We start from the raw sequence: 18,106 nt of genomic DNA on the forward strand, positions 1-18,106 counted from the left end.
ACGAGAAATGTCAGCAGGCAACTATGAACAAATGATGGACTTTATAGTGGACAAGGTGGCTGGCAACGCCAAGCGGTTCGAGCAACGATTGCCGACTGCAACCGTAGGCGGCCGCTATCAATTTGCGCAGGATGGCTTCTGGACCGGGGGCTTCTGGACCGGGATGCTTATGTTATGCTACGAAAAAACGAACGAAGAAAGCTATCTTCATCATGCCCGTATCTCCGCAAGAACATTAAAGAAAAGATTGTATGAACAGGCCGATACGCTGGATCATGATATCGGATTCCTCTACCAGCTATCGTATGTGGCTGACTACAAGCTGACAGGCGACGAATCTGCGAGAAGGATTGGCCTTGATGCGGCGGATCAGCTGCTGAGTCGCTATCATGCGAACGGAAAATTCATTCAAGCCTGGAATGTATGGGTGCCTGGCGACCCGTTCAGTGAAGAGAACAAAGGTCGCATTATTATTGACTGCATGTATAATTTGCCAATTCTCTTATGGGCCCATCAGGAGACCGGCAAGATGGAATATTATGAGGCTGCAATTGCGCATGCGGATACATGCGCCGAAACCATTGTGCGACCGGATGCAACAACCTTCCATTCTTATGTATTTGATCCGGTAACGGGCGACAAGGTTGGAGGCCGCACCGTACAAGGTTATGCCGATGATTCCTGCTGGTCGCGCGGTCAAACCTGGGCAGTAGGCGGTTATGCCTATTTGTACAGCTATACAAAGGATGAAAAGTATTTGAAATTGGCTCAGCGTCTTGCCGATCGTTATTTGGTGTTAACCGGCGATCAAGATGTGCCTCCATGGGACTTCTCGGTGCCGAATCCCGAGCAGGAGCCGCTGGATTCTTCTGCAGCAGCGGTATTTGCTGCAAGTCTGTTGGAGCTTGTGCGTCATGTGGATGAAGAAGCAGGAAGACGTTACCGCGAAAGAGCGGAGCGTATTGTCCATACGTTGTTTGAGCACTATTCGACCAAGGATCATCCCGAGCATGAGGGCTTGCTTGTTCATGCTTGTCAGCATCGTACACAAGGCGAATATATCGACAGCTCATTGATTTACGGCGATTATTATTTCGCCGAGGCGGTAGCTGTATTGAGCGGTGCTACGACAAAATACTGGTAATTGGTTTGAATAATTACGTGATTCCTTCATTAATAGGAGGTTAATAGGATGATGATGAACATAAACAGGAAACGAGCGGCGCGGCGTTATGTCGCGCTCGTTCTCGCCGTCTGTCTTACGGTGCCGCAGCTATTCACGAGCCCGACGATTATCTATGCCGATGAAGCTGGAGCTGCCGAACCGGTTGTTGTTTCCCTAATACCGACAGATGACACCTATATTTCGGGTTTCTACAATACAGACATGGATGAACGCAATCGCAATTTCAATTACAAGAACGAGCTTCTTGCTCGCGATAATCCGGGTTATCCGCAAGGTCAAAAAAAATCGTTATTAAAATTTGATTTAAGCGGGCTTAACGGTGTTATTACCGAGGCAAAGCTCGAGGTGCACGCCAAATCAGATTCAGTGGATGGTGCAATGGTCGGTTTGTATAAAACGTCTGCGGGGCTGGGTGACGGATGGACCGAGACGAATATGACCTGGAATTCAGGTTATGAAGCAGGAGAACAAATTGCATCTCCAAAGACCGTCGTAAAGGATAGCTCCGCTGAGTGGGACATCACCAATTATATTGTTGCTGAACATATGGGTGACAGCATAGCGTCTATTATGTTGCAAGGCGCTAATACCAGCTTTGCTATTCTATATGCCAAAGATCATCCGACAGCCGTAAGCGCTAACAAACAGCCGCGGTTAATGATAACGTACATCCCGGATGAGCCGGCTACTGAACCTGCTGTTGCTGCCTACACGGGTGCACAGGTGTCTGCCGACTTTATGACGATTATCCTTGGTTTCGATATGAACATTGAAGCAAATACCGCTGATCTGAAAGCTGGCGTAGCGCTATCACGCGATGGGGAGGACTTCTCGCCGCTGAGCGACTTGGATACCGTTGCCATTACGGACGGCAATCAGCTGAGCATAACGCTGCAACAAGGTCTGGCCGGAAGCGACAATCGTATTCGAGTAGCTGCAGGAACGTTAAAGGGTTTGTCAGGTGGAGCTATTGAGCTTCCAATTGAAACAGAGTTATTAAATGGCACCATTGATTTAAGCGCTTACAGCCGAATCGAAACGCTGAAGCTTGAGCATCCACGATTGCTCGCAACAGCGGATGATTGGGAGATTATGCAAAATCGATTGACGGAATCGCCTTACTTGGAGTGGTACACCAAGGTTAAGGGTGATGCGACGGCACTGCTTTATACGCCAGTGAATACGTACAACAAGGAAAGCGCCGATCAACTGCTTCCTATTAGCCGATCCGTCAAAGATCGTATTATGCAGCTCGCAATGGTATACCGTCTGGAGGGAGCGACCGAATATGCCGAACGTGCATGGAAGGAGCTGGAGGCGGTATCATCACCGGCGTTTCCAGACTGGAATCCCGGCCACTTCCTCGACACGGCTGAGATGACAGCTGCTGTAGCCATCGGCTACGATTGGCTATATGACTATTTGAGCGCGGAGCAGCGGACGACAGTCAGAACCGCCTTGCTGAACAAAGGTCTGAATGTTGGGCTTGAAACGTACCGCGGCGCAACAGGCGACTGGAATCGTCATGGCTGGTTATCGACCAAGAGCAACTGGAACCTGGTTGCCAACGGCGGCCTTGGTATGGGCGCACTCGCCATTGCCGATGAATATCCGGAGCTGGCTCAAGAAGTAATTGACAGCGGCCTTGCTTCCATGGAAGTTTCACTTGCCGAATTCGCACCGGATGGCGGCTGGGTAGAGAGCGTAACGTATTGGTATTACTCGATCAAGTATTTGGTGGAATATATGGCGTCGCTGGAGTCTGCTCTTGGCACCACCTTTGGGTTGGAGGAGTTTGAGGGCATAAACAATACAGGATACTTCCCGATCTATATGACTGGACCAACGGACAAGTCCTTCCACTTTGGCGATGCGGGCAATGGGACGGTGCGTTCGGCTGAGTTCTTCTGGCTTGCCGAACAGTTCAATCAACCTGTGCTGAATGGATGGAGAGAGAGCAATCTGACAAGCGGGGATTACAAGGATATCATTTATTATAATCCGTTTGCCTCGTCGCAGAGTCCCATTGAAGCGGAATTGCCGCTCGATGATTATTTCCGTAATGTTGAGAGCGTTTCCTTCCGCAGCGGCTGGGAGCAGCCCAATGCCACTTATGTCGGGTTTAAAGCGGGCACTAACAATGTGACGCACAGCGATCTAGATGTCGGTACATTTGTGTTGGATGCACTGGGCGTACGCTGGGCCGAGGAGCTGGGTGCCGAGAGCTATGCAGTACCGAATTATTTTGACGAAGGGGAAGACGGCAGGCGCTGGAACTACTATCGTAAACGTGCGGAAGGGCAAAATGTACTTGTGATTAATGCTGGGACCGAGCAAGAGCAGACGTTACTCGGCACGGCAAAGATCGATACGATGAACAGCGACGATGACGAGGCGTATGCCATATCCGATTTGACTCCGGTTTATGATGAGGTCAGAGATTCGGGGGGCTCCGTCAAACGAGGCATTCAATTGTTTGATCATCGCAGACAAGTGCTGTTGCAGGATGAGATGTCGTTTACGGAGCCATCCGACGTATGGTGGTTTATGCATACCGGAACAAACGTGAAGGTAGCGGAAGACGGGCAATCCGCGATCCTTACGCTTGGCGACAAGCGGTTGTGGGCGCGTATATTGACACCGGAGGAAGGGCTCTCGTTCACGCTGCGCGATGCCGAACCGCTCCTGAGCTCGCCAGACACTACCGGCAGCGGTGAATATGATCGTTCGGGCCTGAAGAAGCTGGCCATTCATGCCCAGAACGTCAGCGAACTCCAGCTTGCCGTTTGGTTTGTGCCATTAAGAGAAGGGGAGTCATTACCGACTGAACTGCCGGCAGTAGCAGATTTGGAAGCTTGGACACTGAACGAAGAGACGCCTGCTCAGTTGGACAGTTTGTCGGTCGACGGTACTGTATTGCCCGATTTTGCTCCTGGTCAATATACGTACGATGTGACGGTTGAAGACAGCGCTTCAGCAGCGCCTATCGTGACTGCGTCAAGCACAGATGCAAATATTCATATTGAGATGGAGCAAGCAGCGGGTTTGCCTGGTACTGCGATAATTACAGTAACCTCGCATGACGAATCGCTTGCGGAGCGCGTATATCATGTGCATTTCAATTATGCGATAAGCAAGACGCTAGTCGTAACCGCTAACGGCAGCGATGGCAATGCACCGGAGAATACGCTGGATGGCAGCCTGTCGACCCGGTGGTCGGCCATGTATGAGAACAATACGCCGCAGTGGATCCGCTATTATTTAGGAGAAACGCCTAGAACCATCGAGGAAGTTGGGATCGCATTCTTTAATGGTCATACGAGACAAACGATCTTCGATATCGAAACTTCGTTGGATGGTGTCCATTATTCGAAGGTATACAGCGGCCGCAGCGGGGGAGCAACGTCGGAGCTGGAGACGTTCACTCTCAATGCGAATATTAACGATCCAGACCATATTCAGCCACCTAGCGCCAAGTATATTCGAATTGTCGGCTATGGCAATACAGCCAATGGCTGGAACAGTATTACTGAAGTGCAGATTGATGGCGTCACTCACCCTGATGCTGGCCAAGTTACGGTGAAGAGCCTGACGGTTGAAGGTAAGAAGCAGCTGCAGGTAAAGGAAGCGGCACAATGGATTGTGCAAGCGCTGCTTAGCGACAATTCGGAGGTGTCAGCGACGGGCTCATCCACCACAGTCTACTATTCAAGTGATCCAGCGGTTGCTGCTGTGAGCGCCAGTGGAGTGGTAACGGGAGTAAGCGAAGGCAATGCCGTAATCGGTATCGAATCTACAATAAATCATACGACCAAGTCGATACGTGTGCCAGTGACAGTCACCGACCCCAATAAAATTTCCATGATTCCATCGGCTGACAGCTATATTCGGGGAGGTCAATATGCGGGCAGCAACTATGGCAGCGCTGCTGAGCTTCCGATGAAATCGACTAATCCACAAGGCATTGATTACATCAGGCTCCCGCTGTTCAAGTTCGATGTCACGGGTATAACAGAATTGCCGGATAAAGTAGTGCTGAAGTTATATGGCAATGTCAAAGATGATCCAAACAGCGCACTTGGCGATCAGCCATATTGGGCCGAATTGTTCGGAACCTCTGCGGAGTGGAACGAAAATGCGGTTAACTGGTCTAATGTGCCTGAACTTGGCGATAAAGCAGGAGATATTGCATTCAACAAAACATTGCAATGGGTAAGTGTCGATGTGACAGAGTACGTGCTGAATCAACTGGAGCAAAACGAAACGATGATCAGCTTCCGATTAAACCCGGTCACGCAGGAGGCACTGGTCTCCCTGTCTAGTAAAGAATCCAATTTCAAGCCACTCTTAGTGTTTGAATATGAAGAGGAATCTCCTGAAACAACGCCAGATGACAATAGTATTCCGTCTGCACCTGGCAATGGCCATACAGAGACCTGGAATGAAGTGGACGAGGGACTGGAGTCCGTTATCGCCCCGCAAGCTCCAGGCGCACAAGAGGCTGCAGTCAAGGTGCTGCAAGATAAGACCGAGGTAGAACGGACCGTTGAACGTCTCAAGAATATGCCAGCGGACAAACAAAGGCTTATTGTCAATATGACGGACCAAGCAGCTGGCAAGGCGGTAAGTATTCCGGTCGCGTCCCTCGACATACTGCGTGCCCAGCTGGGAGATTTGACGATTACTATTAAATCTGAAGAAGTATCTTATGATCTGCGCCTGGATGCGGTAGACTGGACGGCAGCGCTGAAAGATTTAGGCGTAGAAGCGGCAGATGCTTCTCTTCAGATCCGTATGGAGATCATAGAAGAAGGCTCAGTAAGAACGTCCATGCTGGAATCTGCTGCACGCAGCGGGTTGGAAGTAGCAGCGCCGGCCGTACATTTCAGCATTGAGGTAATTGCGGGCAACCAGGTCAAAGAGCTGAACAGCTTCCCAGGCAGCTACTTGTCTCGATTTATTAAGCTTGATTCCAATACGGATACCTCTCGCCTTACCGGCGTGCTGTATCATCCTGCTGACAATTCCTTCAGCTTTGTTCCGACTGTTATCCATAGGGAGGACGGAGGTGCAATTGCCGAGCTGAAAAGGGATGGCAACAGCATTTATACAGTCGTGAGCACGCCTGAGGTGTCATTCAGCGATCTGGAAGGACATTTCGCACAGGATGCAATAAACCGGCTGTCAGCCAACTTATTGACAACTGGATATCCGGAAGGCGATTATCGTCCGAATCGTTCCATCACAAGAGCGGAGTTTAACGCGCTGCTAGTGCGCGGACTTGGACTATCCGCAGACGATGCCGGCGGCTCATTCGTTGACGTTCGTGAGGAGGACTGGTTTGCCGCAACGGTTATGGCTGGCACAAGCGCTGGCCTCATTTATGGCTATGAGGATGGCAGCTTCAAGCCGAATCAGACCATTACACGCGAGGAAATGGCTATGATGCTTGTGCGAGCTATGGGTTATGTACAAGTAACGGAGCATAACCTGTCCAATCGCACAGCTTCATCGAGCATGGTGTGGCAGGATGCGCATCAAATAAGTGAATGGGCACAAGCTGCCGTTACGCAAGCGGTTCAAGCTGGTTTGATGTTAGGCAAACAAGATTCTGTATTTGCGCCTGACCATCTCGCAACTCGTGGCGAAGCAGCTGTAACATTAGACCGTTTATTGCTTAAGCTGGCGTTCATAAATCCTTAATGTAAAGTAACGTTGCAGGACAGCCGAAAGAAACCCCAAAAGAAGACATCCTACTCATGATTGGGGTAGAGATGTCTTCTTTTTGTTTCGGGTGAAAGGGATCATAGCAGCACCCTGTAGTATGATATAATGAACACAATTATCGGACATAGAGAAGGTGTTCGCAATAGCTGAGCTTGTGTTTGTTTATCATGCTAACAGTGGAATCGTTAATGGCCTTATGGATTCCGTTCACAAATATCTGTCGCCTGAGACCTATAGTTGCCGACTATGTGCCATTACTTATGGTCCTGTTGGCATGAAGCGAGAGTGGAAGAGGTTTATTCATAAGTTGCGAACAGCATATACTGTTCAATTTCTTCATCTGGATGAGCTTCCCGCGGACCTCCCGGTAACGGCATATCCCTGCGTGTTTCTTCGAGCAGATGGTGAAGTCAAGGAACTTGTAACAGCCGAAGAGATGAACAGATGCTCCACGATTGTCAATATGAAGGAATTAGTAGAAGACAAGCTCCGGGAGCAATCATTCATCGAAGCGAGGACGAGGCAATGACGGAAAGGAACGAAATGAGCTTGCCCCGTATTCATTCTGTAGGGGATTTATGGGTGCAAGCGGGTTTTGTGCTCGGTCCTCGCACGATCCCGGATTTTGAATTCGTGTATTTCCCCGAAGGAACGGGCACAACGTATACCGTCTGCGGTGAGTCAACTGATCTGAACATGCCCTGTATCCTTCTGACGAGGCCGGGAGATTTACATCAATACCGTTTCGATCCCAACAAAAACGTCCGTCATTTGTTCGTTCATTTCGAATATTCCGAACTAAGAAACAACGAACCATGGTATAGCAGCATACTGGAGGGGCCTTCGGTTTTCCCGATCAGTCACAATCCATTAGTTCCCGGATTCATGAAAAAGCTGTTCTGGACAGCGAATCATCAGCCTCAGTATTGGCATCGCAGACTGTCGGTCTTGACGATGACGCTTCTGGACGAACTGGTTTCATCGGGCGATTATTTGCCCAATGCTGCGGAGAGTCTGCCAGTCCCTGTGCAGCAAGCGATCGATGTTATGACCAAGCGGCTTGCCGAGAGGATCAGCATTGAGGAGGTTGCGGCACTGTCGGGGTGGTCACATGAGCATTTCACCCGCATATTCACCTCTTCTGTCGGTATGACGCCAAAGCGATTCCTGCTGGATCTGAGACTCCGTAGAGCGGAGGATTGGATGCTGAGAGGCGAAGGGACGATCAAACAAATTGCATATCAAGTAGGATTCAAGGACGAGCATCATTTCTCAAAAATGTACAAGAAAATACGAGGCATTACGGCCTCGGAGTATATCAGGCGCTGCAACGCTCCTTTGTACCGCCATACTGCAGAACCGTTAGTGACGGCTCTTGATACACGTTATTTGGCCAATCGACTTGTTATTGTTCATGATCCTCATATCAAATAATTCCATCAATTGCAGGTGTCGTGCCATGGAGATGATATCAGTACTTCCCTTACAATGAAGGTGTGTGTGTCATTAGTCATTGTATAAGGGAGGCACTAGAGATGGGGAAGTTCTATTATCCGAAATCCAAGCAAAGAGCTGACCGTTACCTCGTTAGCGTAGAGCAGTATAAGCAATATCATAAAGATGGTTATTTGATCGTTCGCGGCTTGCTGGGTTCGCAGGAAGTCGCCGAGCTGTTCGAGTTGGCGGAGGAATCCAGGCGAAGCAGCGAGAAGCCCGTATCGAAACCTAACGCGAACAGCAATGATCCTTTAAAAGATGAATTCGCCACCGCAACAAGAATCCATATGTTATCCCGCGTCAATGCGGCAGCAGAGAGAGGCATGCTGAACCCGCGCATTCTCGACGTAACGGAAGCGCTGATTGGGCCCGACGTGTATGCGCTTCAATCCATGATGTTCTTGAACCCGCCGGGGAAGGGCGGTCAAGGCTGGCATCAGGATTCCTGCTATATCCGGACGCATCCCGACACGCTGCTCGGCGCTTGGGTCGCACTGGAGGAGGTCGATGAGGAGAACGGCTGTCTGTGGGTCGTGCCGGGTTCGAATCATGAGCCGGTGTATCCTCCCGACGGTATCGGGGGAGGCAATGTTCACGCGCTGGACTCCTTCAGCGACTTGCAGGCGGTACAGAACGTCAGTAATATAAACGATGAAGTGAACACATTGTCTAAGGTTGTAGCGAAGTATCCTCCAGCCATTCCGGTGAGGATGAGCGCGGGAGACGTCTTGTTCTTCCATTCGCATCTGTTTCACCGTTCGTACCCGAACCGGACGAAGGAGCGGTATCGCCGTTCGTACGTATGCCATTATTGCAACGCGCGTTCCTGGGTGCCGTGGGATCATGACGAGTTCGAGGGCGACTCTGGCAACTACCGCCAAATTCTGGCCAGAGGAAGCACTTCGCAGCCGTATGCGGAGCCTGCTTTCGGTACGGAGGTCTATCTCACGGATGAGGACGAGGTTGGCCAAAGCCTATCGATGATGGGCATGGACAATGGTATGATGATGCCAATGGGCATGACGAAGGAGTGAACGAATTGAAGTTACATGTATTCAAGGCATTATGGGGACTTGAAGGAACGTATGAGACGCTGCTGAAGCGTGCCGCTGAAGCGGGTTATACGGGTGTCGAAGCTCCGATGCCTAGTCTCGAGGACGAGGCGGGTTTCAAGCAGGCACTTAAGCAGAACGGATTATCTTATATTATTCAGACATTCACAAATGGGGATCACATCAGAAGCTTCGAGGAGCAGATACAACGTGCCGCAGGCTTCGATCCGGTATTGGTCGTCTGCCATAGCGCCAAGGACAGCATGAGCGAGTCTGACCAGGATCGCTTCTACGAGCAAGCGCTTGAGATTGAGCAGAAGGCTGGCATTCAGGTCGGACACGAAACGCATCGCGGACGTGCGATGTTCACTCCATGGACGACTGCAAGGCTGCTGAACCAATTTCCCGAGCTTCGGATCACGGCGGATTTCAGTCACTGGATGAACGTCTGCGAGTCTCATCTGGAGGATCAGAAGGAAGCGCTCGAGCTTGCGATGAGGAGGACGGTGCATGTTCACGGCCGCATCGGTTTCCCGGAAGGACCTCAAGTGCCACATCCGGCATCGCCTTACTTCGAGAAGGAGCTGGGTTTGTTCTTTGGCTGGTGGGAGCGTATCTTCTCACTTCAGAGAGAGTCGGGCAAGCAGGTGGCGACCTTCACGGCCGAATTCGGCCCACCTGGCTACATGCCGACCGATCCATTCAGTAACAAGCCGGTTGCGGACTTGTGGGAAGTGAACGAGTGGATGACGGATCAGGTGAAGGCGAAATTCAACAGCAGCTTTTGGAGCTCGTAGGTTGAGTTCATGGACAGGTCAGTATGGAGTGAGTCGAATTAATCTGCTTCAATGGTCAGTTCAAAAAGTTTATTGGTATTACGCCATTGGAATATAGAAGGAATATGATTTGTCATCATATGAATACAAACTATTTACCCCGCTGGAGTTGATTTCTCCGGCGGGGTTTTTCATCAAAAAATTAGTCGGTATGACACCGCAGGATTATCGATAATCGGCAAATCATAGGGCTTGCAACTAGAAAGCTCAAAAGAAAAAGGGGCTAGACAATTAAGATTCTAGCCCCGTATTCCAAGTGCTTGACCATCAATGCTCTAGCCGCTTCGCCATCCTCGGCAAGGATGAGCTCTAGCAGCTGTCTGTGGTCCTCATATGAAGTTTCAATGCGGGTATGGTCTCTGCGCAGCACCTTCAACCCGATTTGATAGAGGCGGTCTTGGAGATTTTCCACCATCGCCAGCATTTCGGCATTGTCATAAATCTGTGCGAGCAGCTGATGAAAGGCGAGGTCGCATTTGGTAAAGGATGAATAATCTTTTTTGGCTACTGCATCAAGCTGTTGTTCCAAGTTGCTGCGGAGCGAGCTCTCCTCCTGAGGTGATAAGCTCCGATTCGCTAATTTGTATACAATGTGAGATTCTAATGCAATTCTGTAATCAAAGTAGTCGCTTACCTTCTGCAAGGAAAGTTCGGGAATGCTGTATCCGCGATTTGGCGTGCAGGCAAGCAGACCCTCCGCAGCCAATCGATCCAATGCAGATCGAACGGGAGTGCGGCTCATCTGAAGCTGTTCGACCAGATGCTTTTCCGTTAATTGCTCGCTGCTGCTGATGTCGCCATCTAGCAGCAGCTGCTTCAATTCCGTATATGCTTTGTCCTTTAGTGTCACTGTGTTCATAGGTTGTCCCCTTATGATTGAAATGCGATGGAGCGGAAGTAATGCATACTATCGTTCAGCCACTGTTCTTCTAACTCAATGGTTTGCTCAACCGACTGGGTGAATGGCGTCCACAGCTCCAGTATTGCAGTTGCATGAGAATTAGACGTCTGGGCTTTCACCTTCAATGATGGTATATCCAATCGTCCATGGCCGGCAGCTGTACCCAGTACAACAAAGCCCATCTGGTGATCGACTCGCTTAACGTCGAAATCCTTAATATGCAGATTAACGAGATACGGCATCAACTTTTCAATGACGGTATCGGGACTCTCCAATGCGCTAAACGAGTTGACTGTGTCGAGGCAGCAGCCGATATGTTGGCTGTTCAGTCTTTGGAACAATTGAATCAGCTCGGAAGTTGTATGCATGCCATGATTCTCGACGGCGATTGTAATGTTGTTCCGTTCGTAGTTCGGCAGAACCTCGCGCAAATCTTGGTATGCCTGCTCCATATCGGGTGTCGTAATAATGGTGCGAACAATTGGCGAATCAAGCTGCATGGCGATTTCTAGATATTCTACCATATGAGTGGGCTCAGTGCCTCTGGTGCCGATTTCCAGCGCAATGTTCAATTGATCTGCTCGCGCCTTCATTGCTGCCCGATCTTCTATCGTACATTGATGCAAGGGGATATTATCCGCAATCTGTACAAGGCCAAGCCCTTCCTTGGCAGCACGTTCGATAAGTCCGATGCCGGAAAGCGGATGTAAAGGCTTGTCATAATTCGGGACGCCAATTGACCATGTTAATGTGTAAGAGCTTAGTCCGAGTTTCATCGATATGCCTCCGTGAAGTGAATTCAATTCTTTGCGAATACTCGCGATGTGCACTAACAATACCAAGAATAACGATGAAATGCAAATGACATTGTACTATGTATGTTCTTTGATTGTATACATCTTGAATACAATATGTACGTTTGATATACTGTGTTGGAATAAAGGATTTTGGAATAGGATTTGGAATGAAATTGATTGCGAATGCAAAGGAGATGTGCAGCAATGACACATGAACAACAGATCAACATCGCCATTATTGGAGCAGGCGGCAAGATGGGTACTCGAATTACGAACAATTTAAGGAAACATGACTATAATTTGATGTTGTGCGAGCAAGCAGAAGCTGGGATTGCCCGTATACAAGAAAACGGGATGCGGGTTACACCAAACGAAGAGGCATTGCAACATGCGGATTATGTTATTCTGGCCGTTCCGGATGCTTTGATTGGCAAAATTACGACAGGTATTATGCCTGATGTGAAATCGGGAGCGACTGTTATTTTATTGGACCCGGCAGCAGCTTATGCCGACCAGGTTGCCATGCGGGAGGACTGCACCTATGTCGTTACGCATCCCTGTCATCCGGCGTTATTCGAGGAGCAGGATTCGCCGGAGGCGCGCAAGGATATGTTTGGCGGTATTGCGGCGAAGCAGGATATCGTAATCGCGCTTCACAGAGGCGACATGGATAAATTCGAGATTGCAGAGCAAATCTGCGTGCGTATGTTTGCGCCGGTCGTTGTATGCCATCGGATCACCGTTGAGCAGATGGCGCTTCTGGAGCCTGCGGCCGCCGAGGTTGTTGCGGCAGCAGCGGCGTGTATTATGAAGGAAGCGATGGATGAGGTTATCAAGATGGGCGTTCCCGAAGCGGCGGCACGTTCATTTATGCTAGGACATATCCAAATTCCGCTGGCGATTGCCTTTAATAATGTCAATCCGTTCTCTGATGCAGCCAAAATCGCAATTGATTACGGCTACGAGAAAATATTCAAGCCGGATTGGAAAGAAGTGTTTACGAAAGAATCGTTGGATGAAGTGCTGCGTCTCATGCTTCATCTGGATAAGAAGTAGGAGGGATTGCCATGTTGAAGGTAGGACTCGTCGGGACGGGGTTCTGGTCGGACAAGCACTTGAAGGCATGGGCTCGTATTCCGGGTGTAACCGTTACGGCGCTCTGCAATCGCTCGAAGGAGAAGATGGTTCAGAAGGCCAAGCAATTTGGCTTGGATGAAAGTCAGCTATACCCAAGCATAGACGAAATGTTAGCTAAAGCCGACATCGATATCGTAGATATTGTAACGGGCACCGAAACTCATCTTGAATTTGTTGCCAAGGCAGCGGCAGCAGGCAAGCAGATCATGTGCCAGAAGCCGTTCGCATCGTCTGTTGAGGATGCGAAGCAGATGGTCGAATGTGTCAAGACGGCAGGCGTGAGGTTAATGGTGACAGAAAACTGGCGCTGGCTGATGCCGTTCCAAACCATCAAGCAGATCATTGACAGCGGAGAGCTTGGCCGGATTCATGTGGCAAGATACATTCATACGGATTATTATACGCCTCGCATGGCACCGGATGTTGAATTGCCGCAGCCATTCTTCCGGGATATGCCGCGGCTGTTGTTCTACGAGATGGGGGCGCACTGGTTCGACACCTGGCGTTTTCTGTTCGGTCAGCCGCTTAGACTGACAGCGGAAACAGCCAGCATCAGCCCTTATGTGAAGGGGGAGGACAGCGGCATTGTCGTACTCGGACATGAAGGCTTCTATGGCTTCATGGACATGAGCTGGGCGACACGGCAGAAGCTTGATGAGCCGCTTGGCTCCAAAGTCGGACCGGTCCATCTGGAGCAGCTTGTCATTGACGGGGAGCAGGGTACGCTGAAGCTGTATACCGACGGACGCATTACTGTCGTCTCCAAGGATGGTGGCAGCGAACGGACGGTACTGGAGCATGCCATTCTGGATCATGAGGAAAGCCACTATCGCTTGCAGTCTCATTTCATTCAATGCCTGAATGACGGATCGGAGTTCCAGACGAGCGGTGAAGATAATCTGCACACACTTGAGATGATTTTCTCGGTGTACGAGAGCGCAAAAGCTCACAAAACTATTTCTTTAGGACAGGATGGGATGTAATGATCATTGATGTACATGCCCATCTGGGCTATGACCATGTGTTTGATGAGGATTTCACGCTGGAGGAGCAGCTCGATAAGCACCATCAATTCGACATATCGCGTACCATTCTTCAGCCAGCCTCCTGTCATGATCTAGAGCGTGTTGTCATTCAGCATAATGTGATTGCGGAGGTTTGCAAGACGTACCCTGGCAAATTTTTTGGGATGGCGAATCCCAATCCGCATTTGCCGGAGATTGTCTACGAGAGGGAGCTTCGCCGTTGTGTGGAGGAGCTTGGATTTATCGGAGTGAAAATTCATACCTTCGCTCATGCGGTCAATCCGAACGGCGCAGCCGGCAACAGAGTGCTGGGGCTCGCTCGCAAGCTGAACATTCCTGTTATGGTTCATACGGGCGCAGGCATTCCTTTTGCCAACCCATCCAACCTGATTGAAACAGCCGAGCGGTATCCGGATGTGCAAATCGTAATGGCACACTGCGGCATGATGATCATGGCGGGAGAGACGATTGCGGCTATGCGGCGTCATGACAACCTGACGGCCGACATTACCTGGACTGCAGGCTTTAATCTGAAGCACTGGTCCGATGAAGTAGGTGCGGATCGTTTTATGTTCGGTACCGACCACGCAGACAATGCGGGAACGGAAATCGCCAAGGTGAGAACCTGCGGATTAACCGTCGAACAGCAGGAGGACGTCTTTAATGGTACGGCTCGACGCATTTATTTCTCATAACCAACTCAACGGAATCAAAGGAGGACAATGCTCATGAAGCTTCAACGTTCACCACACAACGATCGTTTTGTTACACAAACCGGACAAGAATATTTTTACCTGGCGGATACCGCTTGGAGCGTCTTCTCCAACGCTCGCCTTGATGAATGGGAGACATTCCTGGACTATCGGGAGCAACAAGGCTTTAATGTGATGCAGATTTCCGTATTGCCTATCTTGCATGATGCAAGCGACAGCTATATCGACTTGACGCCATTCCACACCAATCCGGACGGGTCATGGGATTTCGAACGCATTAACGATGCATTCTTCGAGCGTGCGCGTCACATGGTCGAAATGATGGACAAGCGCGGTATGAAGCCATGTCTGGTTGTGTTATGGGGCAACTATGCTCCAGGAAACTGGATGGCGGATCAAACGGGCAGCTCCCATGTCATTCCGTTCCATTGTCTAGAAGCGTATACCAAAAAAGTTGTAGACACGTTCCATGAATTTAATCCCATCTACTTTATTAGCGGAGATACTGATTTCCGCAACGAAGAAGCGACCAAACATTATATGCAAGTCATGCAGTATGTAAAGGCATTCGAACCCGAAGCGCTGACGGCTATGCATATCGCAGGCTGCAGCAGCGACCTTCCGGACCAGATTGTGAATAGTCCTGAGCTTGACTTCTACACGTATCAGTCCGGCCATCTCCTAGACATGCAAAAAATGACCTATGAGCTGGCGGAGGCTTTCCGTGCCAAGCCTGTCAAGAAACCGATCTTGAATGCAGAGCCGCTGTACGAAGGACATGGGCATGGCAACATCTATGGCAGATTCGACGCTTTCCCCGTTCGCTTGGCGTTCTGGTCCAGCCTGCTTGCAGGCGCGAAGGTCGGCTTTACGTATGGCGCCCATGGCATCTGGTGCTGGCATCGCAAAGGATCCACCTTCAACAACGAACACTGGTCCAAGACGCCGTATGATTGGGATACCGCTATGCGTTTGCCTGGCGCATGGGATGTAGGGTATGGCAAACATCTGTATGAACAATACGACATGTTCGGGCTTGAACCGGCACAAGACAAGCTTGTCACCTCGTATGAAGGCATCCGGATGGCTAGCAAGGAGGATGATTCCTTGTTTGTTGTCTACGTGCCGTATGCGATAAGACTTGAGATCAAGCTCGACCTGAAGGGCTATGATCTTGTGGCCTATGATCTTGCGGAACGCCGCATTATCAAGCCTGTGGTCGTCAGCAACGAAGCGGGGCATGCCACAATAGCTATGCTGCAAGTGAATGCCGATACCCTGATTATCGGTCAAAGGAAATAATTGTACCGAATGACGGATGTACGGTCAGCGACTGAATACGAACAGCAACAAGCCTTGCGTTTAACGCAAGGCTTGTTGCTGTTATCGTACGCCCTGCTCGAGCGTCGCAGCTATTGACCTCATAGACAAGATGAATTACAATTTTATTATACAAGTGTGTAATAAAGTGAGGTGATGAAGCATGAATGAACAAGATTTGCGTGTTGTAAAAACCAAAAGCAGTCTAAGAAGCACGCTTCTTCAACTTCTAAATGAAAGGCCGCTGGAAAAAATTTCGGTAACGGAGTTATGCGGGTTATCAGGCATTACGAGAAAAACGTTTTATTTGCACTATGAAAGCGTCGCTATGCTGCTTGAAACAATGATAGAGGACTTATTGGCCGAGTGGGAAGCGTCTCTGTTCGAAACGTCAAGACGCCGTCGCTCGTCAGAGGATGCGATGCTGCAGCCGCAAATGATCGATTTGTTCCGCCACGTACACGACAACAAGGATGTCTATCGCTACATTTTTAGTATCTCATCGAGATTTTCGTATTACAGGATGTTTTTCGAGCGGGTCAAAACAATCGTTAAGCAATCGCTCGCCTCCTTACCTATGGATATGCGGCTCAGCGAGTTCCAAGCTGCATATCATGCCAGCGCGATCCTCGGAATGATCATGGAATGGAATGAACGTGATTTTTATGAGCCCGTGGAATTTATGAATGGATTGCTGCTCGAGAACATGAAGAATATGAAGCCAATGTGAACCATTTAACCATTTAACCATTTAACCATCTAACCCATCTAACCAATATAACCATCAACCCATCAGGAGGAGATCAGAATGAAAGTTGCGATCTATCATGGTAAACAAGATGTACGAATTGAGGAACGTACCATACCCGCAGTCGGACCGAAGGATGTGCTAATCCGCAATCTGTGCGGAGGCATCTGTGGGACGGATATCAATATTGTGAAAGCGGGCAACGAAATGGGCATCCGGTTTGGCCAGGAGTTCGGCCATGAGCTGTTTGGCGAAGTCGTGGAAGCGGGCTCGGAAGTGAAAGACATCCGTCCTGGCATGCGAGTTGGTGTGAACCCGATTACGGCGAAGCGGGCAGGACGGCGTTATTCTCTTGAAATAGGCGGCTTCTCGCAATTCGTCCTCATCGAAGACGCAGCTTTGAATTATAATCTGTATGCGTTCGGGGACGACGTGAGCGCAAGCGAAGCTGTGTTGATGGAACCGATGAGCGTTGGTTTTCATGGCGCTTTCAGCACGGATCCCAAGCCGAACGAGAACATAGTTATTCTTGGCGCGGGTCCGATCGGAATCTCGGCGGCGATTAGCTTGATCGGGGAAGGCATCACCAACGTAGCCATAGCCGATATCGACGAGTTCCGTCTCGCCATCGCGCGCGAATTGGGCGCCAAAACAGTCAATACGAAGGAAGAGTCGCTTGCAGAAGGCTTAAGCCGCCATTTTGGCACGGTCAACGTATATGGCAGGGAAATGCCGAATGTGGATGCTTTCGTCGATGCTGCAGGCGCTCCTGTATTGTTCGAGCAGGTCATGCAAATCGTGAAGCCGAAAGCACGGATCGCTGTTATCGCCGTATATAAGCAGGATGTCCCGATCAGTCTAGCGCAAGTGATGAGCAAGGAAGTCAACATCATCGGCGCAAGTGGATATACGCATGAGGATATCGTCAAGGTTGTCGCACATATCAATGAGCGCAAAACTGATATCGGCAAGCTGGTGACGCAAGTGTATCCGCTGATCGATATTCAATCCGCATTCGACAAAGCAATTGATGCGCAAGGAACGGTGAAAGTAGTCGTCGACCTGGCATAGGGGAATTTTCAAAAGACCTTTAGATGTGTCTATCATCTAAAGGTTTTATTATTTTGGATTGTTATCCGTTTCCCTTATAATAGATGAATTCGACAA

The 18,106-nt window shown here is 49.7% G+C and carries 14 protein-coding genes; 12 read left to right on the forward strand and 2 right to left on the reverse strand.

Features of this window, described 5'->3' with window-relative positions; all coding sequences use genetic code 11:
- Positions 1–7 precede the first annotated feature (7 nt).
- The 6 genes from ACX1C1_RS16220 (at position 8) to ACX1C1_RS16245 (ending at position 10,259) form a co-directional block, all read left to right on the forward strand.
- Positions 8–1,144: a glycoside hydrolase family 88 protein gene (locus ACX1C1_RS16220; protein ID WP_458953212.1), complete on the forward strand. Its 1,137-nt coding sequence runs from the start codon at positions 8–10 to the stop codon at positions 1,142–1,144.
- Between the two features lie 48 nt (positions 1,145–1,192).
- The gene (locus tag ACX1C1_RS16225; protein ID WP_458953213.1) at positions 1,193–6,889 is read left to right on the forward strand and encodes a CBM96 family carbohydrate-binding protein; all 5,697 of its coding nucleotides are present in this window, start codon (positions 1,193–1,195) and stop codon (positions 6,887–6,889) included.
- 331 nt (positions 6,890–7,220) lie between these two features.
- Positions 7,221–7,442, forward strand: coding sequence for a hypothetical protein (locus ACX1C1_RS16230; RefSeq protein WP_458953214.1), 222 nt, complete (start codon positions 7,221–7,223; stop codon positions 7,440–7,442).
- Positions 7,439–8,347 (forward strand): helix-turn-helix transcriptional regulator, encoded by a 909-nt coding sequence (locus ACX1C1_RS16235; RefSeq protein ID WP_458953215.1) that lies wholly within the window; start codon positions 7,439–7,441, stop codon positions 8,345–8,347. The genes ACX1C1_RS16230 and ACX1C1_RS16235 overlap by 4 nt, the downstream gene beginning before the upstream one ends.
- Before the next feature lie 101 nt (positions 8,348–8,448).
- A complete protein-coding gene (locus ACX1C1_RS16240; protein WP_458953216.1) occupies positions 8,449–9,444 on the forward strand; it encodes a phytanoyl-CoA dioxygenase family protein in 996 nt (331 codons plus the stop codon).
- Positions 9,441–10,259, forward strand: a complete 819-nt coding sequence (locus ACX1C1_RS16245; protein ID WP_458953217.1) for a sugar phosphate isomerase/epimerase family protein — start codon at positions 9,441–9,443, stop codon at positions 10,257–10,259. The genes ACX1C1_RS16240 and ACX1C1_RS16245 overlap by 4 nt, the downstream gene beginning before the upstream one ends.
- A 262-nt stretch (positions 10,260–10,521) precedes the next feature.
- Here ACX1C1_RS16245 and ACX1C1_RS16250 read toward each other — a convergent pair whose 3' ends face one another.
- Positions 10,522–11,157, reverse strand: coding sequence for a GntR family transcriptional regulator (locus ACX1C1_RS16250; RefSeq protein WP_458953218.1), 636 nt, complete (start codon positions 11,155–11,157; stop codon positions 10,522–10,524).
- Between the two features lie 11 nt (positions 11,158–11,168).
- A complete protein-coding gene (locus ACX1C1_RS16255) occupies positions 11,169–11,975 on the reverse strand; it encodes a sugar phosphate isomerase/epimerase family protein (RefSeq protein WP_458953219.1) in 807 nt (268 codons plus the stop codon).
- Positions 11,976–12,200: 225 nt separating this feature from the next.
- Between ACX1C1_RS16255 and ACX1C1_RS16260 the strand changes: the two genes are divergently transcribed.
- The 6 genes from ACX1C1_RS16260 (at position 12,201) to ACX1C1_RS16285 (ending at position 18,010) form a co-directional block, all read left to right on the forward strand.
- A complete protein-coding gene (locus tag ACX1C1_RS16260; RefSeq protein WP_458953220.1) occupies positions 12,201–13,052 on the forward strand; it encodes a phosphogluconate dehydrogenase C-terminal domain-containing protein in 852 nt (283 codons plus the stop codon).
- Between the two features lie 11 nt (positions 13,053–13,063).
- Positions 13,064–14,116 carry a Gfo/Idh/MocA family protein gene (locus ACX1C1_RS16265; RefSeq protein ID WP_458953221.1) on the forward strand — a complete coding sequence of 351 codons (1,053 nt, stop codon included), beginning with the start codon at positions 13,064–13,066 and terminating at the stop codon, positions 14,114–14,116.
- On the forward strand, positions 14,116–14,853 hold the full coding sequence (locus ACX1C1_RS16270; RefSeq protein WP_458953222.1) for an amidohydrolase family protein: 738 nt from the start codon (positions 14,116–14,118) through the stop codon (positions 14,851–14,853). The genes ACX1C1_RS16265 and ACX1C1_RS16270 overlap by 1 nt, the downstream gene beginning before the upstream one ends.
- A 33-nt stretch (positions 14,854–14,886) precedes the next feature.
- The gene (locus tag ACX1C1_RS16275) at positions 14,887–16,173 is read left to right on the forward strand and encodes an apiosidase-like domain-containing protein (RefSeq protein ID WP_458953223.1); all 1,287 of its coding nucleotides are present in this window, start codon (positions 14,887–14,889) and stop codon (positions 16,171–16,173) included.
- A 181-nt stretch (positions 16,174–16,354) separates the two neighbouring features.
- Complete coding sequence (locus ACX1C1_RS16280; protein ID WP_458953224.1) at positions 16,355–16,921, forward strand: TetR/AcrR family transcriptional regulator; 567 nt, start codon at positions 16,355–16,357, stop codon at positions 16,919–16,921.
- 78 nt (positions 16,922–16,999) lie between these two features.
- On the forward strand, positions 17,000–18,010 hold the full coding sequence (locus ACX1C1_RS16285) for a zinc-dependent alcohol dehydrogenase (RefSeq protein ID WP_458953225.1): 1,011 nt from the start codon (positions 17,000–17,002) through the stop codon (positions 18,008–18,010).
- Positions 18,011–18,106 lie beyond the last annotated feature (96 nt).

The sequence above is a fragment of the Paenibacillus sp. strain BS8-2 genome (assembly GCF_054483835.1).